Source organism: Streptococcus halitosis (assembly GCF_003143695.2).
Lineage (GTDB): Bacteria > Bacillota > Bacilli > Lactobacillales > Streptococcaceae > Streptococcus > Streptococcus halitosis.
Genome location: NZ_QEMY02000001.1, coordinates 801,752 through 822,634, shown reverse-complemented (window position 1 = coordinate 822,634; position 20,883 = coordinate 801,752). Strand labels below are relative to the sequence as shown.

The 20,883-nt window shown below is 42.8% G+C and carries 16 protein-coding genes; all 16 read right to left on the bottom strand.

Annotated features, from left to right (window positions below):
- Nucleotides 1–12: 12 nt before the first annotated feature.
- The 16 genes from DB729_RS04125 to der all read right to left on the bottom strand — a co-directional run bounded on the left by DB729_RS04125 (nt 13) and on the right by der (nt 20,883).
- Nucleotides 13–879, bottom strand: a complete 867-nt coding sequence (locus DB729_RS04125) for a carbohydrate ABC transporter permease (RefSeq protein ID WP_161800156.1) — start codon at nt 877–879, stop codon at nt 13–15.
- A gap of 219 nt (nt 880–1,098) precedes the next feature.
- Nucleotides 1,099–2,427: an ABC transporter substrate-binding protein gene (locus tag DB729_RS04120; protein WP_033584399.1), complete on the bottom strand. Its 1,329-nt coding sequence runs from the start codon at nt 2,425–2,427 to the stop codon at nt 1,099–1,101.
- Nucleotides 2,428–2,541: 114 nt separating this feature from the next.
- Complete coding sequence (locus tag DB729_RS04115; RefSeq protein ID WP_001135660.1) at nt 2,542–3,240, bottom strand: N-acetylmannosamine-6-phosphate 2-epimerase; 699 nt, start codon at nt 3,238–3,240, stop codon at nt 2,542–2,544.
- 233 nt (nt 3,241–3,473) lie between these two features.
- Nucleotides 3,474–6,713, bottom strand: coding sequence for an SIALI-17 repeat-containing surface protein (locus DB729_RS04110; RefSeq protein ID WP_109290170.1), 3,240 nt, complete (start codon nt 6,711–6,713; stop codon nt 3,474–3,476).
- 333 nt (nt 6,714–7,046) lie between these two features.
- A complete protein-coding gene (locus tag DB729_RS04105) occupies nt 7,047–8,027 on the bottom strand; it encodes an acetylxylan esterase (protein ID WP_109290171.1) in 981 nt (326 codons plus the stop codon).
- A gap of 158 nt (nt 8,028–8,185) precedes the next feature.
- Nucleotides 8,186–8,668: a hotdog domain-containing protein gene (locus tag DB729_RS04100; RefSeq protein ID WP_000894825.1), complete on the bottom strand. Its 483-nt coding sequence runs from the start codon at nt 8,666–8,668 to the stop codon at nt 8,186–8,188.
- 310 nt (nt 8,669–8,978) lie between these two features.
- Nucleotides 8,979–11,063 (bottom strand): ATP-dependent DNA helicase RecG, encoded by a 2,085-nt coding sequence (gene recG, locus DB729_RS04090; RefSeq protein ID WP_167265251.1) that lies wholly within the window; start codon nt 11,061–11,063, stop codon nt 8,979–8,981.
- On the bottom strand, nt 11,014–12,117 hold the full coding sequence (gene alr, locus DB729_RS04085; RefSeq protein ID WP_109290173.1) for an alanine racemase: 1,104 nt from the start codon (nt 12,115–12,117) through the stop codon (nt 11,014–11,016). The genes recG and alr overlap by 50 nt, the downstream gene beginning before the upstream one ends.
- Nucleotides 12,107–12,469 (bottom strand): holo-ACP synthase, encoded by a 363-nt coding sequence (acpS, locus tag DB729_RS04080; protein WP_109290214.1) that lies wholly within the window; start codon nt 12,467–12,469, stop codon nt 12,107–12,109. The genes alr and acpS overlap by 11 nt, the downstream gene beginning before the upstream one ends.
- A 44-nt stretch (nt 12,470–12,513) precedes the next feature.
- Complete coding sequence (locus tag DB729_RS04075) at nt 12,514–13,545, bottom strand: 3-deoxy-7-phosphoheptulonate synthase (RefSeq protein WP_109290174.1); 1,032 nt, start codon at nt 13,543–13,545, stop codon at nt 12,514–12,516.
- A gap of 1 nt (nt 13,546) precedes the next feature.
- Entirely contained in the window at nt 13,547–14,578 is a 1,032-nt protein-coding gene (locus tag DB729_RS04070) for a 3-deoxy-7-phosphoheptulonate synthase (RefSeq protein WP_061598126.1), read from the bottom strand.
- Nucleotides 14,579–14,657: 79 nt separating this feature from the next.
- Nucleotides 14,658–17,171 carry a preprotein translocase subunit SecA gene (gene secA, locus DB729_RS04065; protein WP_109290175.1) on the bottom strand — a complete coding sequence of 838 codons (2,514 nt, stop codon included), beginning with the start codon at nt 17,169–17,171 and terminating at the stop codon, nt 14,658–14,660.
- Nucleotides 17,172–17,313: 142 nt separating this feature from the next.
- Nucleotides 17,314–17,604, bottom strand: coding sequence for a hypothetical protein (locus tag DB729_RS04060; RefSeq protein ID WP_109290176.1), 291 nt, complete (start codon nt 17,602–17,604; stop codon nt 17,314–17,316).
- Nucleotides 17,605–17,736: 132 nt separating this feature from the next.
- Nucleotides 17,737–18,333: a LemA family protein gene (locus tag DB729_RS04055; protein ID WP_000812473.1), complete on the bottom strand. Its 597-nt coding sequence runs from the start codon at nt 18,331–18,333 to the stop codon at nt 17,737–17,739.
- A gap of 160 nt (nt 18,334–18,493) precedes the next feature.
- Nucleotides 18,494–19,345, bottom strand: coding sequence for a TPM domain-containing protein (locus tag DB729_RS04050; RefSeq protein ID WP_109290177.1), 852 nt, complete (start codon nt 19,343–19,345; stop codon nt 18,494–18,496).
- A gap of 227 nt (nt 19,346–19,572) precedes the next feature.
- Nucleotides 19,573–20,883, bottom strand: a complete 1,311-nt coding sequence (gene der, locus DB729_RS04045; protein WP_109290178.1) for a ribosome biogenesis GTPase Der — start codon at nt 20,881–20,883, stop codon at nt 19,573–19,575.

Genomic DNA, 20,883 nt, shown 5'->3' with positions numbered 1-20,883 from the left:
TGTCTCCTTTCTTTAGTATTCTACGTCGTTTCCGAGGATCTTGAATTGAGCAAAGCTGACAATGGCAATCATCACTGCCAAGAAGACACCGATGGTATTTGCATAGCCGTATTCTGTCAATTGGAAGGCTTTTTCATAAAGGTAGTACATCAAGGTACTTGTTGAGTAGTTTGGACCACCAGATGTCAAGAGCTGAATCAAGGCGAAACACTGGAATGAGTTGATGGTTGTGATGATCGCGATGTAAAGAGTTGTTGGAAGAAGGCTAGGCCATTTGATCTTCCAGAAGACTTGAAATTCAGTCGCACCGTCAACACGCGCTGCTTCAACAAGTGAGTTGTCAATATTTCCCATGGCAGCGATATAAAGGATAATCGGTTGACCAACAGATGTTGTCAAAAGGATAATCATAATCGCTAGCAAAGCCCAGTTTTTGTCACCCAGCCAAGAAATATTTTGGCTGATGATGTGGCTTGACTTAAGGACAAAGTTTAAAATCCCTGATAGGGGGTCATAGATCCATTTCCATACAACCGTTACGGCAACACTACCTGTAACTACAGGAAGGAAGAAGACGAAACGATAGAAAGAACGGGCAATCGCATTTTGATGATAGGTTTGAGATGCTACAAAGAGAGAGAAGAGAACTACAATCGGAACAGATCCAATAACCAGGATAACGGTATTGATCAAAGACTTCATAAAGACCGGATCTTTAAACATGCGAATGTAGTTGTCCAAGCCCACAAACTCAAATTTAGTCATGGAGTAGTTAAAGAAACTTGTAATGAATCCCATAATCATAGGAGCCAAGACAAAGATGACAAAGAAGAATAACACTGGTGCTAGGAAAGCGTAGGAAATCACTGTTTCCCGCATACGAATTTTATTGACTTTCACAGTCGGCACCTCTCTTTCAAATAGAATAGTTTTTGATTTTCTTGAACTGTTTTAAAACCAAAATGAAATTTTTTAAGATTCGCTTATGTAAGAACTTCATTTTAATTTCGTGACAGTTCCTACCATTTCAAACAAAAGTCCCCCTTTTCTTACACCATAGTGCACAGGGAAAAGGGGGGAATCAATCTGACTTAGTGCTTATTGTTTTGTAGCTTTTTTGATGGTTTCGTTAGCTTTTTCGGTGAAGGCTTTCAAAGCATCCGCTGGTTTTTCGTCACCATTTGATACAGATTGCAACATTGGGAACCAAAGTGTTCTCATTTCAGCAAATCCATCAATAGTGTTGTAGTATGGTGAGTAGTATTTAGTCCAGCTGCTGATTGTTTCCATACGTTTGTCATCATAAAGTTTGCCAAATGATGTACGAACTGGGAAGGCACCTGTACGAACTACGTCTTTAGGACCCCATTCTTTGTCATCTGCGATGAATTGAACGAATTTCTTAGCAGCTGCGATTTTCTTATCGTCTTTGTTGTTAAATACTGCAAATCCGTTTACAAGGTATTCAAGAGATGGTTTACCAGAGTCTGATGGGAATGGTACTTCTACCACATCTACCTTACTTGCTTCCAAGAGCTTCGCTTGGATACCGTTTTGAGCTGGTGCCCAAAGGATTGTGTATGAAGTTTGACCGTTGGCAAAGTTTTGGATGTCTGCTCCACCGTCAAATTGTGAACCGTTGTTCAACAAACCGTCTTTAATCCAGCTAGCAGCTTTTTCAAGACCTTTGACGAATTTAGGATCGTCTGTTGTATATTTGGTTACGTCTTTGTCTGTTACAGAACCGCCATAAAGGTTTGCGATGAAGGCACGTGTTCCTTGGTCTCCCCCTTGACCAGAACTGAACAATGAACCTGGTGTATAGCCTTTATCTTTAAGCGCTTTCAAAACTTTTTCAAAGTCATCAGTTGTCCAACCTTCTTTTACAAGGTTTGCAACTCCAGCATCTTCCAACATTTTCTTGTTCATAGCCATGTAGAATGGAGCTGAACTGATTGGATACATGTAAGCTTTGTCTCCAGCCTTACTTGCTTGTACGATGTTTTCGTTGTTGACATCTTTGATGAATTCGTCTGTGAAGAGGTCGTTCAACTCAGCTAATTTACCATTTTTACCGTATTGGATGATACGCCCTGGTGCGTCAAAGAGTACGTCTGGCGCTGTCCCTGCTTCGATGGCTGTTGTGATCTTTTCAGGACCTGACTTGAAGTCGATGGTTTCCAATTTCACTTTTACATCTGGATTTGCTTTTTCAAAAGCTTCGATGATTGATTTTTCATAAGTTCCAACACCGTCACCCGTTTTTTCTTGTGTGAAGACTGGGAATGCCCACCAAGTGATTTCTGTTTTTCCGCTATCGCTACCAGAATTTCCAGCATCTTTACTTCCACCAGAGTTACCACAAGCAGCAAGGCCAAGAATCGCAGCACCCGCAAGTACTGTACAAGCTAGTTTTCTAAATTTCATTTGTATTCTCCTAATTGTTAAGCGTATCCATATTGGATAATGAGCAAGTTTATATTTGTATACGTTTTCATTTTATCCGACGCATCGACCACTCTCCTCTGTTTTGAGATTGTGTTATTTAAGACCGGCAACAAAGCGTTCCGTAATCTCTTTTGGTCTAGTAATCGCTCCACCAACAACGATACCTCGCACTCCATATTCAAGGATTTGCTTGGCTTGTTCTGGTGTGTGAATCTTCCCTTCAGCGATGACATCCACACCTGCTTCACACAGTTTTTTGATCAGTTCAAAGTCTGGACCATCTACTTTCGGACTATAAGAGGTATAACCTGATAGGGTTGTTCCAACAAAATCAACACCTGCTTCAACCGCTGCAATTCCTTCTTCAAAAGTACTGGTATCAGCCATCAAGAGTTGATGCGGATATTTTTCTTTGACTTGTCGGATAAAGTCTTGGATTTCCAAACCATCGTAACGTTCACGTTTGGTACAATCCAGAGCAATGACCTCAATATCTAGTTCAGCCAGTTCATCCACTTCTCTCATCGTAGCTGTAATGAAAGGCTCCTGTGGCGGATAGTCACGTTTGATAATCCCGATAATCGGGAGTTTCGTAACCTCCTTGATCTCCTTGATATCGCGAACACTGTTTGCTCGGATACCGACTGCTCCACCTTGCTCAGCCGCTTTGACTAGCAAGGGAATGACTCCTCCCGCTTCTGTATAAAGCGGTTCGTGAGGAAGTGCCTGGCAAGAGACAATGATTCCATCTTTGATTTGTTCAATCAAGGCTTCTTTGCTGATCTGTGGCATCCTCTTTCCTCCCTTTCTTGTTCTTATGGGCTTATTATATATTATTTGTTAAGCGCTTTCAATAGCTTGTGATAGAATAGATTTCAGTTTCAAAAGTATTTTATAGAACAGCCGTTCCTGAAAGTAGTTTCAGGCCTCTTATGATTTCGAATCAACCTGAATGTCATCAAAAAAGATAGCAGGCTTGAAAACCTGCTATCTCTTCTGAAACTTACTCAAAAAGCTCTTGCTTATTATTCTTTTCTCTTCTTTCCAAATGCAAAAAGTGATAAGAGGACGCCCGCAAGGCCAAGGGAAATTAGTGAGCTGGTTTCCTTGCTTCCCGTATTTGGAAGTTCATCTTGTTTAGCTGCTGGCGCTTGATAGGTCACATCTTGGCCTAGAGACAGTTTGTTGTCTGCAGCTGCCAATACTATATTGGTGTCTCCCTTGTACTCTGGCACTTCATGGACTGCTGCCTCAGCGCCATTGACACCACCTGTGAATTCTGGTTTTGCTACCGTTGGAGCCGGTTCTTCACCTACCGTTGCCAATGGACCGGTGTACTCTGGTACCTCTGCCACAGCCGCTCCTTCTGCATTTACACCACCTGTGAATTCCGGTTTTTCTACTGTTGGAGCTGGTTCTTCACCTGCTGTTGCCAATGGTCCAGTGTACTCTGGTACCTCTGCCACAGCCGCTTCTTCTGCATTTACACCACCTGTGAACTCTGGAACCTCATGGATAGCAGCTTCACTGCCATTAATACCATCGCTTAGTTTAGAGCCAGCTAAAGAAACTGGTAAATTGTGCATGCTTTCAATTGTACCCTCTGCAAGACCTGTAATCCTTTGACCCATATCCTCTGGATCTATTGTGAATAGGAGAGTTTTTGTATCGTACTGGGTCATAAAGGTTGCTGTCTTGCCATTTGCCAATTGAAGGGTCGGAGCCTTGTTGACCAATACTTCCGAATCGAACTCCATGGCAATAATACCTGGCCATTTTTGGATAGCATATTTCACTTTTGCTTCTTTAGGAGAAATTCTTTCCTTAGTCAAGAAATCCCAGTTGAATTTCTTGAAGGAAAGTGTGTATGGAACACCTCCAGGAGCATGGTGTTCGTATAAAAGTCCAAATTCATCTGGCCCGATTTGTTGAAGTGAGTTATAAGCATACTCACCTTCTTGAATCAAATGGTGGTGCAACCAAGTTAGCTGGCCATCTTCTTCTACACGAGCCACTCGAATATAACCATTTTTACGACCTGGACCATTTGCATTTGCCAAGAGAATATACTCTTTACCATTTTGAACCGTATGAGTCGCAGCCATTTGAACATAAACATCTGGAACATCGTAGCGTTCAACGTTATTGTCCCAAGTTAGACCACCATCATGACTGGTCGCAACCTGTAGATCTTCTGTCAACCCACGCATAAAGAGTTTGAGGTCCCCATTGTTTAACTGAACAACTGAAGCTTCCGTATTTTGAGCATAATAATTACTCATGGTACTTGAATCGACTACTGTACCATCATAAAGTGTACGATTGTCGTTGACACCACCACCCATATGCCAAGTCTTACCATGGTCGTCTGAGTAGATGATTCGAGATGATTGAGAACCATTGAGGTGGTTAGCCCGGTTGGTTGTATAGACAGGAACGACGATTCGACCTTTATGTGGTCCAGTACGAAGGGTAATCCCCACTCCAGGACCTACTCCTAGGAATTTCATCCAATCGGCTTTGACCATCGGAGTAATATCTTGAGGCGCTGACCAGGTCTTCCCGTCGTCATCGCTGTAAGACATCCATAGGTAGCTATCCTTCGCAATTCTAAATGGAGAAGTTTTGTTTGTTGTGAAGTAGATATTGCCTAGTAGCTGGTCACCCTTGTATAGATCACCCTTGTCGCTATAGGCTGGTTTAACAGGATCTACAACAACGCGGTAGTCTGTTGCTTTACCATCTGGAGTGTAAACTGTACCATTTTCTCGAATAGTATAAGCTTCCTGTTCACCTTCTCGATAGAGGAGTTGATAGGTTTTACCATTGATTTCTTTGTAGGCTTCTTCTTTTTGCGAAGACATTCCAAAGATCCCTTTTCCTTCTGGGAACATGTCGTAAATGGCAAAGATGCGTTTGGTTTCAGGATCTTGAGTCAAGGTCATATCAATATTCACTGGTGAACCAATTGATGGGTCAGAAGCTCTTGGATTGTCACGTAAGTTGGTAATGGTTACTCGATCTCCCCAAGTTTTACCATTATCTTCACTACGTCTGATGACCATGCCGATATCACCCCAGTCACTCGAATGGAGACGACGTTCATCTGCACCTGCAATCAGCGTTCCTTTATCAGTCTTGAGAAGAGCAGGAATACGATAACTCTTGATACCATCTTTATTTGGTTGATTGTTCCTACCACCTTCAAATACGTCTTCTTTCTCAGTGACTTTTGCTCCCTCAGGAAGTTTCTGTTCCAATTCACCTCTTTCAAATAATTGACTCCGTGTTTGAACTTCATCTGGGCTTAAAGCACGATCGTAAACGGTTAGGTTTCGAACTTGTAGGTTTGATGCCCAAACTGTTTTCTTGCCCCGTTTGGTTGCTCCAAGTTGAGCTTGATTAACATCTGGCATATCTTTGATGAAGTTACCAGATTTGAGACTTGTACGGGATAAGACACCGTTCACATAGAGACGAACTCGACCATGAGGTAACTCCGTTGTCGGTTGTTCGACAGTAAAGGTCACGGAATTCCATTGTCCTGGGCGAACTTTCAAAGGAGCATCTGTATACTTATCATAGAACTGCTCCCCGTTAGCGCCACGCCCTTCAATAAGAGCTGTATTATCAAGGACCGACATAGTAAAGTACTCATTTTCCTTGGTGTCACTGGATACAGAGAAGAGATTGTAAAAGCGTGGAGCTGATGCATCTGGTTTGAACTCCATGTGAACTGTAGCATTTTTTAGTTGCTTTAGTTTGTCTAGTTCACTTGATAAATCAACTCTCTGACCATTTGCTGCATTGGTTTCAACATCTTCTTTTTCAAGGACAGGATTAGCATTTTTTAAATCTCTTGAGTAATAGTCACGAGGAATAGCCCCCTGATCCTCTGATTCCTCTTCCTTATTTGCTTCTTCTGCAGGAGTTTCGGTAGAGGATGGGGTTTCTGACTCTGCACTCTCATTTTTTTTCAAATGATCTTGGTCCACCTCAACGCCATTGTCTTGAGCTGCTGCCAATTTACCAGCCAAATCCTTATCCAAATGAGCAAGATCTCCCGAGGACACCTCTTTTGGCAATTCTGATAAACCTTGACCATGTTCGACAGTTTCTGTATTGGCTCCTGCTGCATTGGCTTGCTCTTGAGCTAAGACTGGATTTGCTCCAAATACTACTGTACCAATCACTACCGATGCCGCCCCGACTGCAAATTTTCGAATTCCGTATCGCTGTTTCCGATCTAAAGATTTGTAATTCATGTTTGTCCTTTCATTTTTCATAAAATAAAGCGCTTTCTTTTTCTTTAAAAATTTTTATTGTCTCTCAAGAGACAAGTCTTACAAGAAAGTATCCAACTTAATGAGAGCTCCCAATCCTCTCCCATTTCTGCTGAGCCATTCTTTAAGCGTCCAGCATCCTTTTTCCTCCTTTCACAAGTGACTTTTCCTTTATTATACAATAAAGTCTTATATTTATATCTGAGTTCCCACAGAATAGATTTTACTTTTAAGAATATTTTAATATTTTAAATTTTCTAAAAGTACTTTCAGGTTTTGGACATAAAAAAGAGAGCTCCTGGGCTCTCTCATTCATTATCTTACGTACTTAAAAGGAATCTCGCTGCCACAGAGCCAGTTATAAACTTGGTCATTGACAAAAACATTCATGGCTTCGTGAGCATACTCTGGCATGATGCGATAGGCCTTGTCGCAAGTTAGGCGGTTGTATATCGCAAACTGGGTAATAGGATAGCAAACATCGTCGTCCAAGCCCGTAATCATCTTGACCTCACCCGTGATACGATGGGCAAGATTTTTCACATCAATATAGGCAAGGGTCGCCATGATTTCCTCCTCTGTTTCATGGAAGGGATCGTGGAACTTGAAATAACGGAAGAGTTCGTCATAGGCTTCACTGGTATTGCCAATCTCGAGCACCCGTCTAAAGTCTGACAAGAAAGGATAGATGGCAACTGTTTTCTGAATTCGAGGATTGAGCGCTGCTGCAACCAGAGCTAAGGCCCCTCCTTGTGACGCACCATAGCTGGAAAGTTTTTTCTCATCTACCTGAGGCAGACTGGCAATAATTTCAACCAACTGGTAAATATCCAGATAGACATCCTTATAAAAGAGGTGGTCCCGACCTTCAACAGCACCACGGATGATATGCCCCTTAACCGTATTTCCTAGTGGAGAGCGCAAGCCGTCTTGAGAATAGCCCGACTGGCCCCGCACATCCATGGAAACAACACCGTAACCAGCCACAGTATAGGCCAGCATATCAGCCCAGTCCCAGCCACGTCCCATATAACCATGGAAATGGAAGATTAACGGAACTTTCTCCTCACTCTTTGGAAGGACGACGCGTGCGTAGACCTTGCCTTCATTTGTTCCCTCAAAGTTTAGCTCATAGCACTTGACTTGGGGAATATGGAAATCTCTTTCCTCCAACTGGCAGGCTGGAAGAGATGAAACTTTTTTGACCTCTTCATCCCAGAAAGCATCAAAATCTTCTGGAACCTCATCCCGTCCTAGATAGGTCTTGATTTCTTCTAACAAAGCTGGATTTTTCATAGCATGCTCCTTTTGTTTTGTAATCGCTATCATAACTCTAGCATATCTAGGAAAGCAATGCAAGAAAGAATGCTAAATAGAAAGTGATTTTAGATTCTCTTTCCTCAAACCTATCGCCTGAAAGTAGTTTTAAAATCTTAAACTTCTAATCTTCCGTTTTACATATGATCCTTCACAGCAACTGCTACCATTTTGGCTTTGGCACGGACTTTAGTAGCCACTGTCATCTCCATAGCAATAATTGCTTTTCTTTCCCCTAATTCCTCCAGAGTAGAAGTGACCACAATTTCATCTTCAATTGGACTAGGACTAAGGTAATCAATCTCCAAGTGAGCAGTAATAAAACGTCCTATCACAGTTGATTTCGTCAGTTCCAACCCTTTTTGATGATGGGCAAACCAAGCTGCTGAGGCCGTGCCATGGCAATCAAAAATAGTCGCTATCATTCCTCCAAAGACATTTGATGGAACTCCACCAGTATAAGCATTTTCAAGCTTTATCCGACTAATACAACTTTTTCCATCTATACTTGGATAGGTTTTTAAATGTAAGCCTAAATCATTCTTGGGACCACATCCCCAACAATGCTGAAATCGTTCTCCATACCTATCTTGTATAGCAATCGTTCTTGTTTCTAACATTCTTTTCACTCCTCTTTACTCAGATGGGGCAATTATATCAAGCTTCAGTCAAAGAGTAAATAGGCTTGGAGACTAATATCTTTTTATCACTCGACTAAGTTTGATTTATAGTCGACTATTTTATAAAAATAAAAAGAGCGTTTCCGCTCTTTGGTTATCAATAGGTGCTAGCTCCTTTCTCTAGTTTGAAAGTCTGATATTTCTTTTGGTAGGTTACTTTAATAGTCATGTGAGAGTCCTCGTTTCTTTTTGATGACTCTAGTATAAGACCCAAACCTAAAAGCTAGCTTATAGATTTCTTAGAAAAGGCTTAATCCAGATGTTCTCTCTTTTCTAAGTGGAGAGCAATCATGCGCCACTCCGGATCCTCTTTCCAACCTTCTATCGAACTAATGTAGCTGGCAACCTTTCTGGCTTCTTCTAAAATCGGAAAATCTTCGATAATATCAGCCACTTGAAACTCTGGAAGTCCTGACTGTCTGGTTCCAAAAATCTCTCCAGAACCACGCATTTTCAAATCTTCCTCCGCAAGGACAAATCCATTAGTCGTTTCTATCATGATGCGCATGCGGTCCTTCCCAGAGTCCGTCTTGGGATTAGCAACGAGAACAGCATAGGACTGTTTGTCCCCCCGACCCACACGACCTCTGAGCTGGTGAAGCTGGCTGAGACCGAACCGGTCGGCATCCATGATAATCATAACTGTCGCATTGGGAACATTGACCCCGACCTCGATAACCGTCGTCGAAACCAGAATATCCGTTTTTCTCTCTTTAAAATCCTGCATGATCTGGTCTTTTTCATCACTCTTCATCTTCCCATGTAAAAGAGCTACTTCAGCCTTGCCGGCAAAATGAGCTATCAACTCCTCAGATAAGGCAATGGCATTTTTCAAATCCAAAGCTTCAGATTCTTCAATCAAGGGAGAGATGACATAGGCTTGAAAACCTTTTTGAACTTCTCCCTCTAACCAAGTCAAGACCTGAGGCAACTGCTCATGCTTAATCCACCGAGTCACAATGGGCTTCCGCCCTGCTGGCATCTGGTCGATAATGGAAACATCCATATCGCCAAAGGCTGTGATAGCCAAGGTTCGTGGAATGGGCGTCGCCGTCATCATGAGGACATCTGGATTGTCCCCTTTTTCCCGCAGAACACGCCTTTGGCCCACACCAAAACGGTGCTGCTCATCGATGATAATCAAACCAAGACGAGCATAATCCACCCCATCTTGTATCAGAGCATGGGTTCCGATAATCAAATCAGCCTCACCCTTGGCAATGGTCTCCAAGACTTCTCTTTTCTCTGCAGCTTTTAAGGAACCTGTCAAGAGAGCCAGTTTCAAGTCTGGAAAAAGGTTCTGTAAACTCTCAAAGTGTTGCTCTGCTAGGATTTCTGTTGGCACCATGAGAGCCGCCTGATAGCCAGCCGTCACCGCCGCAAACATGGCCAAACCAGCAACCACCGTTTTTCCGCTCCCTACATCCCCTTGTAGGAGACGATTCATGTGGTGGTCCGACTTCATGTCGGTCAAAATCTCCTGCAGACTCTTTTCTTGAGCTTGAGTCAGGGCGAAAGGCAGACTTTCTTTAACGGCTATCACTTTTTCCTGAGACCAATCCAGAACCAGACCGCTTCCCTGAACTCTATTTTCAGACTTGAGTGACTGCAACTGCATCTGAAAATAAAAAAGTTCCTCAAACTTGATCCGACGAAGGGCCTGCTTGTATTCTGCTAAATCCTTGGGAAAATGCATGGCACGGACAGCCTGACAACGGGACATGAGTTTGTATTTATCAAGTAAAGACTGGGGAAGATTTTCCTCAATCAAGAGGTCCAACCCCTGATCAAAGGCTGTCTTAATGACCTTGACCAGACTGGCCTGACTGATTCCCTGAGCCAGACGATAGACCGGCTGGAGGTCATCTTCCACTTGAGCTAGAACCTTCATCCCAGTCAAACTGGCCTTGGCACGGTCCCATTTTCCAAAGACAGCAAGAGTTGCACCCAACTCTATCTTATCAGCCAGATAGGGCTGGTTAAAGAAATTCACCGCAAAAACGACTTCTCCCTGCTTGAGGCTAAAGCGCAGACGATTGCGCTTGAAACCATAATACTGAACACTGGCAGGAGTCACGACTTGACCAGACAGAACCGCCTTTTCCCCATCTTCCAGATCTAGGACCTGCTTGGTCTTGAAATCTTCATAACGGAAAGGAAAGTAGAGCAAGAGGTCTTGCAAGTTTTCAATTCCTAGTTTAGCGTATTTCTCTGCTGACTTTGGCCCCACGCCAGGTAAGACATGCAAGGGTTGATGTAGATTCATGCTCCACTCCTTTCTTTTTTTAATAATATTCTCTTGGAATGCGATCGCTGAGGAGACAAACGACCTCATAGTTAATAGTGCCGCGGTAGGCAGCTACCTGAGTAGCTGTGATTTCCTTGTCACCGTTGCTGCCGATCAGGGTTACTTTTGTTCCGAGCGGATAAACCTTAGGCAGCCGAATAGTGATTTGGTCCATAGATACTCGTCCGACGATTGGGCAAGCTTGTCCATCTACCAAGACAGTGAAATTTTGCATATCTCGTGTCCAACCATCCGCATAGCCGATTGGCACGGTCGCGATGACTTGCTCGCTATCCGCCTGATAGGTGGCTCCATAGCCCATGCAAGCTCCAGCTGGAACTGTCTTGACATGAACCAGAGCAGACTCCAAGGTCAAGACTGGAGTCAACTCATAAGGCAAGTTCAGAACCTCTCCACTTGGATTGAGACCATACATGGAATCTCCCATACGAACCGCATTGAAAATAGTCTCTGCATGCCAGAGGGTCGTTGCTGAGTTGCTGGCATGAACCAGCTCTGGAACTTCCTTCATACTTGCCAAAATAGCTTTAAAACATTCTAACTGCTGATTAAAGTAGGTATCTGATTCCTCATCTGCAGTCGCAAAATGGGTAAAAATTCCTTTAACTCGAGCACCATGTTGCTTGAGCAAGTCTTGAGCCAGATCAGCTTCACTGGCCTCTCTAAAACCAATTCGTCCCATTCCTGAATCGATCTTGAGATGGACAGTCAAGTCAGTTAAATCTGCTTCCTTGTCTAACAGCGCTTGAATCCACTCCAATCCTGCCACTGTCAAGGTGATGTCGTATTCTTTAGCTAGAGCAACAGCTTCGATTTCAGAAACTCCTAAAATGAGGATTTTCTTGTTTATACCTGCTTGACGCAACTCGATAGCTTCATCGATATTGGAAACGCAAAATCCATCAACAACATCCTGGATCTCCGTTGCAACAGCTACCGCCCCATGTCCATAAGCATTAGCCTTGACTACTGCAAATTTGAGCGTACCATTAGGGATATGACTTCCCATTTGTTGTATATTTTGTCGAATGGCTCCCAGATATATCAGAGCCTTGGTTGGTCTATGTGGACTAGCTTTCATGATTTTCCTCCAAAATGACACTGGCTGTCACAAACTGATCTGTATGGCTGATAGATAGCCAAATTTTTCCTGAAAATGGGGACTGACTAAAATAAGGTGCCCCGCGTTCATTATTCAAAACTTCCAAATCCTGAAAGGTCAGTTTTCCAATACCAGTTCCCATAGCCTTGGAAAAGGCCTCCTTAGCCGACCAGCGACCAGCCAAGTATTCGATTTGTCTGTGCCCTTTGAGACTGGCAAAACGCTCCATTTCTTTAGGGGTCAGCACGCGCTTGGCAAAGCCCTCACGTCGTGTAACTGCGTTTTCTATCGAAGCCAATTCTTCGATGTCAATTCCGTGTCCAACTATCATACTCATAAAAGGAGCTGAGATTCCCCCAACTCCATCCTTTTCACTTATTTTGTTAAGGTAGTATAAATTTCTTCTACCAAGGCTACTGTATTTTCCCAACCTAGACAAGGGTCCGTTATGGAGCAACCAAAGACCTCTGGTTGATTTTGACGACCATCAGCTAGGTAAGATTCGATCATAAAGCCTCGAACCGTCTTTTTAATCTTTTCATTCCAGTCACGATTCAGCAAGGCTTGACGAACAATACGAATTTGTTCCATATACTGCTTGCCAGAATTGTCATGATTGGTATCAATGATAATGAAGGGATTTTCAAGTCCCATAGTCTCATAGCGATTGATGGCATTTAAGAGGGTTTCATAGTAGAAGTTGGGTTCATTTTTACCATATTCGTTCATGGCGCCACGAAGGATAACGTGGGCCAAAGGATTTCCTGAAGTTTCCACTTCTTGCCCATGGTAAAGGAAGGTTTGCTTGTTTTGAGTCGCATAGATGGCATTAAACATGACCCCGAGATTTCCAGATGTTGGATTTTTCATCCCAACTGGAGCATCAATCCCAGACGCTACAAAGCGGTGTTCCTGGTCTTCCACCGAACGAGCCCCAACAGCATGGTAGCTGACCAGGTCATCAACCAAAACGAGGTTTGACGGATAGAGCATCTCATCAGCTGTTGTCAATCCAGTTTCGGTAATCACACGGTAGTGGAGCTGACGAACAGCCTGCAAACCATTGATGAGACTAGGCGCTTCGCTGGTATTTGGTTGATGAATCATGCCCTTATAGCCATCTCCATTGGTACGAGGTTTAGCCGTATAGACACGCATCACGATAAAGATTTTATCCGCAACTTTTTTCTGCAAGTCTGCTAAGCGATGAGCATATTCGAGCACTGCTTCTTCATTGTCAGAAGAGCAAGGTCCCATCACCAAAAGGATTCGGTCGTCCTCACCTGAGATGATGGCCGCCAACTCTCTATCGCGAGCTTCTTTCTTTCGCAAGGCTTCAGCTGACAACTGGGTCGCAGCCTTGATTGCTTCAATATCAATTTCTTGACCTTTTTCGATAAATGCCATCTTACTCTCCTAGCGTTTGGTAAATTTCGCGAACAAGTGCTTCTGTGTTGTCCCATCCTAGACACGGATCTGTAATGGACTTACCAAAAACTTCTGGCTCATTTTGACGTCCATCTTCTAGATAGGACTCAATCATAAAACCACGAACATATTTCTTGATTTTCTCATTCCAGTCACGGTTAATCAAGGTCTGACGAACGATACGGATTTGCTCCATGTACTGCTTGCCTGAATTGTCATGATTGGTATCGATGATGATAAAGGGATTTTCCAAGCCCATCTTTTCATACTGGGCAATGGTATCTATCAAATTGTCATAGTAGTAGTTGGGAATATTCTTGCCATATTCATTCAAGGCACCACGAAGAATGGCATGGGACAATGGATTCCCAGTCGTTTCCACCTCTTTACCAAGGAAGAGGAAACTCTGCTTATTTTGCGCTGCGTAAATCCCGTTAAACATAACATTGAGATTTCCAGATGTTGGATTTTTAAATCCTGTTGAAAAATCTGCTCCGCTCGCTACAAAACGGTGCTGTTGATCCTCTACAGAACGAGCTCCAACAGCCATATAAGAAATCAAATCATCCACCAGCGGAAGATTTTCAGGATAAAGCATCTCATCCGCTGTTGTCATGCCAGTCTCAGAAATAACGCGGTAATGTAAATGACGAACAGCCTTGATTCCATTGATCAAGCTAGGTGCTTCTTTAGCATTTGGTTGATGAATCAAGCCCTTATAGCCATCTCCATTGGTACGAGGTTTAGCTGTATAGACACGCATGACCATAAAAATACGGTCTTTGACCTCTTCTTGCAAAGCAGATAGACGCTTGGCATACTCGAGAACCGCCTCTTCGTTATCAGATGAACATGGTCCAATCACCAAGAGAATACGCTGGTCTTCCCCACGGATGATGGCTTCCAATTCCTGATCACGTTGATTTTTTCTCGCAAGAGCCGCTCCCTCTAATTTAGACAAGGCGCGAACTTCTTCAATGTTAATTTTAGGACTTTTAGCTGTAAATACCATGATTCATCTCCTTATAAAGCAAACGGACACCAAGCAAAAAATGACTTTTACCAGGTATCCGCCTGTATCTTATCTCATATTATTGTCTCTTACCATGACAGTTCTTGAATTTCTTACCAGATCCACATGGGCATTGATCATTTCGTCCGACTTGGCTCAAGTCCACATCTTTTGGAAGCTGAGTCTGCTGCGCCGCGATATTACGAGTCGCAGTTGTACTGATATTGTGTTCAGTTTGAGGACGTTCCTGTTCGTGGATTTGTGCTTTCATCATCAAGCGGGCCACATCAAATTCAATTGATCCAATCATGTCATTAAACATGCGGAAACCTTCTGCTTGATATTCTACGACAGGATTGTTTTGGGCATATCCACGAAGACCAACAGCATTTCGCAACTGATCAAGAGCATCGATATGGTCTGTCCACTTGTTGTCTACAACACGTAGAATCAAGACTTTTTGGAATTCTTTCACTGCATCTTCGTCACGAAGCTTAGCAACTTGGCTGTCATAGACTTTCAAGGCACGTTGGAAAAGTTCATCTTTGATAGCTTGGTCTGACAAACCTGCAAGGTCTGAACGGCTAATTGAATCTTCTGGAAGCAAGTTATACTTAGCGAAGTTCAGGATTGCTTCCAATTTTTCATCTTCTTTCGAACGTGCATGCGCATCCACGATACGTCCAATGGTACGACGGATCATAGCATGGATTTCTGGTGCCAAGTCACGATCTGCAGTAATGACATCATAACGTTGTGCATAGATGATTTCACGTTGTTCACGCATAACGTCATCGTATTGAAGGACTTGTTTACGAGTATCGTAGTTGTTTCCTTCAACACGTTTTTGAGCTGCTTCAACTTGACGCGTTAACATGCGAGATTCGATGGCTTCATCAGACATGTTAAGACGTTCAAAGACACCTTTCAAACGTTCTGAACCAAAACGTTTCATCAAATCATCTTCAAGAGACAAGTAGAATTGTGACTCCCCTGGGTCTCCTTGACGCCCTGAACGTCCACGAAGCTGATTATCAATACGGCGACTTTCATGGCGTTCTGTACCAATGACACAAAGTCCACCAAGTTCACGAACCCCTTCACCAAGCTTGATGTCGGTACCACGACCGGCCATGTTGGTCGCGATAGTAACTGCACCACGCTGACCAGCGTTCATGATGATTTGCGCTTCTCTGTAGTGGTTCTTCGCATTCAAGACTTCGTGAGGAACACCTGCCTCTACCAGTTTCTTAGACAGAAAGTCACTCGTTTCAACTGCAACTGTACCTACCAAGACCGGCTGACCTTTTTGGTAACGAGCTTTTACATCTTCAACTACAGCCTTAAATTTCGCATCAAGACTTGCATAGAGAAGGTCTGAGTGGTCGATACGTTGAATTGGACGGTTGGTTGGGATTGGGATAACACGAATGTTGTAAATTTCGCGGAATTCTTCTTCTTCTGTTTTACCAGTACCTGTCATACCTGCCAATTTCTTATACATACGGAAGAGGTTTTGGTAGGTAATAGAAGCTGAAGTCTTAGTCTCATCTTGGATTGGCACACCTTCTTTTGCTTCAATCGCTTGGTGCAAACCATCAGAGTAACGACGACCTTCCATGGTACGACCTGTAAATTGGTCGACAATCAAGATTTCCTGCTCTTCACTAACCACATAGTCGATATCGAGAATCATGATATAGTTGGCACGGAGGGCATTGTCGATAAAGTGAGTAAGAGCTACATTTTCAATGTCGTAGAGATTTTCTAGTTTGAAGTAGCTCTCTGCCTTGTCAATACCAGAGTCTGACAAACCGATCGTCTTAGACTGAACGTCAATGATATAGTCATCCTTGTCCAAGGATTTCACGAAGTGGTCCGCCATATGGTAGAGTTGGCTTGTTTCAACTGCGTTGGCACCTGAAACGATCAATGGTGTACGGGCTTCGTCGATCAAAATTGAGTCAACCTCATCGACCAAGGCATAATTGAGTGGACGTTGCACCATGTTTTCTGCACGAACGACCATGTTATCACGAAGGTAGTCGAAACCAATCTCTGAGTTGGTTGAGTAGGTAATATCACAAAGATAAGCTTCTTTTTTCTCCATTGGAGATTTTGCTGCCAAGTTAATCCCTACTGACAGACCGAGCCATGAGTACAATTCACCCATTTCAGTCGCGTCACGTTCTGTTAGGTATTCGTTGACGGTAACTACGTGAACCCCTTTACCTGCAAGGGCATTGAGGTACACTGGCATAGTCGCTGTCAAGGTCTTCCCTTCACCCGTACGCATCTCTGGAACGTCACCATGGTGAAGAACAATCCCACCCATGACCTGAACCTTATAAGGGAAGAGCCCAAGGACACGTTTTGCAGCTTCACGAACTACTGCAAAAGCCTCATATAGCAATGAATCAAGTGATTCACCCTTATTGTACCGCTCTTTAAATTCGTCAGTTTTCGCTTTTAGTTCTTCGTCTGACATTGCAGCCATTTGGCTCTCATAGTTAAGAACCTTATCAGCCATCTTTTCCAGACGACGAAGTTCTCCTTTATCATTTTCAATAATCGTTTTTAAAATATTAGCCATGATTTTCCTTACTTTTTATTCTGAATATTTTAGAATGTTCTTTTAATTTTAGCATATTTACCATTATTTTTCAAGAAAGAATCCTTGTTTCACAAGGGGAAAAAAGGACTAGAAGCTAGTCTAGTCCTTCATTTTTTAATGTTTAATTTCCCAAGAATACAGGCAATATCCCAAAATACAAAAAGAGATTAATCCAGAAGGCCAAGCAAAAGATGATGCCAAAGATGAGAAGACTGATTTTTTTAATCAGCACGGAGTATAGGATGGATAAAACTCCAAAAACCACAAAGAGTTTTTTCATAACGAAATAATATACTGAAACTCCTCCTATTTGCCAATCCCAAGGAAGGAAAAACATGAGGAACCAGAGAAGGCAAATCGTAAGGATATATCTCTTGTAGTGCGCTTCAAGAAAGGCTTTTGTTTTCTCCATAGCAAACCTCCATTTGAGTCACTGTCTCTTCCCTTTTATTATACCAAAAAAACCTGGAAAAAGCTTTCCAGGTTTGAGTTTGAAATCACTAGTCATACTAGAGAAATTCCTTTATTCATAGGCTGATTCACTTTATTGACTTGATGAAGAGGTTCCAAAATCGACCTTAGGAACTGTCTTGGCTTCTTCTGTTTCTTTGAAGGTTTCTGCTTCTTTAAAGTTCATCATATTCGCAAAAAGAACGGTTGGGAAACTTCTCAACTTTTGATTGTACTCGGCTGCAACCTTATTATAGTCCTTGCGTGCTACAAAGATACGATTTTCACTTCCTGAAAGTTCGACCATTAGTTGCTCAACATTTTGATTGCTCTTGAGTTCTGGATAATTCTCCGTCAAGGAAATCAAGCGGGAAAGAGCAGAGCTCAATTCTCCCTGAGCCTTTTGGTTTTCTTCCGACGTTACTGAGCTACTGCCGATTTTAGCTCTGGCATCAGCAATTTTAGTAAAGACTTCCGTTTCATGATTCATTTGTCCTTTAACGGACTCCACCAAGTTACCAATCAAGTCCGAACGACGTTGGAGGGCTGTGGAGACATCGGCCTGTGCCTGCTCCACTTTAGTCTGTTCACCAACCAGACCATTATAGGTCGTCACTGCGGAACAACTTCCCAGAACTAGTAGTCCAAAGAAAATCGCTACTATTGAGAGAATTACTTTATTTTGTTTCATATCAAAACCTTAACACTTTCTTTTATCAACTTTTCTGAGAAAATACTCAGATTTTAAATCAATTTCCCAAACTTTGTTTTTATTTTTAATTAAGGAGTGAACTGTTGCAAAGTAGTCACCTTACTGCATGGAAAAATCGGTTTGAGCAATATGTAATCACTCACCAGTCATCAGACGAACCGCCACCATCAAAGCCACCGCCGTCCCAGCCACCAGATGAGTCGGAACCTGAGTCTGACCAAGAAGATCCTGAATCTGATGAGTCACCGCCCCACCAGCCACCGCCAGAATCATCGCCATGTGAACCGCCACCACGACCTCCAAAAATAAAGCCGATAATCATCACAATGAAGTAAATGAGAACTCCAAATCCGATAACTCCGTCACTCGAACTGCTTTTTCGATGCCGTCTCGAAGAACTGCTCTCACCAGCATACCTTTCAAGTTCCCTTAAGCGACTAGAGTTGGTAGTATAGTCGTAACTACTTTTAGAACTTGAAGCAGTTGTACTCGATCCACTATAGAACATGTAGTTGAGATTATTGACTATTGAGAGAACACCCTTGTTATAGTCACCATTTTTAAAGTAAGGGCGTGCTGTTGTCAAGAACCTGTGAGTCTGATAGTCTGTGATTTTACTGGCCACATTATTACTGGTTTCAATCCGTGATTTTCTATCTTGGACTGCTACCACAATCAAGACACCGTGATTGTCTCCCGAGTAGCCAATCTTCCAAGCTCTAGCTGTTTCATTGGCGACAGTCTCGATTGTTTCTCCATTTAGGCTTTTCACAACGTAAACACCCATCTGGATTTTTTCTGATTTTTTACTATTGACATTATTCAATTCCCGAATCTGACTTATAGTCTCATCCGTTAGATAGTGATCCGGGTCATAGATCCCGTACTCAGGTTTTTCAGGTGCTGTGAATGCTGACAAGAAGAGAAAGACCATCAGCAGTCCAAGCAAGCGAACCAACAAACTATGTTTAAATAATCTGCTTCTTTTCATAATAACCTCCCTGATAAAGGAAAATTGATTTAAGGAATTATAGCATTTTGATTTTTACAAAGAAAGTGCATTTTCATTACAAATAGATTACAAAAGCCAGGAAAATGATTGAATTTTGATGACAGATTTTTCCTTCGATTTGACAGGATTTTTTCACCTATTTTATAGAAAAAAAGAAGACAGACTAGTCTTCTTTTCAGTTATTCTTATTGAAAAATAAGCAAGGCTTACTTGCGTTTTCTTGCGATCAAATGAATCGGGGTTCCTTCAAAGACAAAGGCCTTGCGGATTTGATTTTCCAAGAAACGCAGGTAAGAGAAGTGCATAAGTTCTTCTTCGTTGACAAAGATGACAAAGGTTGGTGGCTTGGTTGCCACTTGGGTTGCGTAGAAAATCTTGAGGCGTTTCCCTTTGTCTGTCGGTGTTGGATTGATAGCGATGGCATCCATGATGACATCGTTGAGCACCGCAGACGGAATACGCGTGTTTTGACTCTCACTAATTTGCTTGATCATCTGAGGTAGTTTGTGGAGACGTTGCTTGGTCAAAGCCGAAACAAAGATAATCGGCGCGTAAGGCAGGTATTGGAACTGCTCACGGATGTCTTCTTCCCAGTTCTTCATGGTATGATTGTCTTTCTCAAGAGTATCCCACTTGTTGACCACGATGATCATTCCTTTACCCGCTTCGTGGGCGAAACCTGCGATACGCTTGTCGTACTCACGAATACCTTCTTCGGCATTGAGAACCATCAAGACCACATCGGAACGGTCAATAGCACGCATAGCACGCATGACAGAGTATTTTTCTGTATTTTCGTAGACTTTACCTGACTTACGCATACCAGCTGTATCAATCATGGTGAACTCTTGTCCATCAGCATCTGTAAAATGGGTATCAATGGCATCACGCGTTGTTCCAGCTACTGGACTAGCAATCACGCGGTCCTCTCCCAAAATGGCGTTGATCAAACTTGATTTTCCAACGTTTGGACGTCCAATTAAGCTGAATTTAATGACATCTGGATTTTCTTCTTCGACTTCATGTGGTAAATTTTCCACAATGGCATCCAGTACATCACCCGTACCAATCCCATGGACAGACGAGATGGGCAGCGGTTCACCCAAGCCCAGAGCATAGAAATCAAAGATATCATTTCGCATCTCAGGATTGTCAACCTTGTTAACGGCTAGGATAACAGGCTTATGGGTTTTATAGAGTTTGCGAGCTACGTACTCGTCCGCATCTGTAATCCCTTCTTTCCCAGACACCACAAAAACGATGACATCAGCTTCTTCCATAGCGATTTCTGCTTGGTGTTTGATTTGCTCCATGAAGGGAGCATCGACGTCGTCAATCCCTCCAGTATCAATCATACTAAAGGAACGATTGAGCCACTCACCCGTTGCATAGATACGGTCACGTGTCACACCCTCGACATCTTCTACGATTGAGATTCGCTCACCAGCGATCCGATTAAATAGGGTCGATTTCCCAACATTGGGACGTCCCACAATGGCAATAGTTGGTAAGGCCAT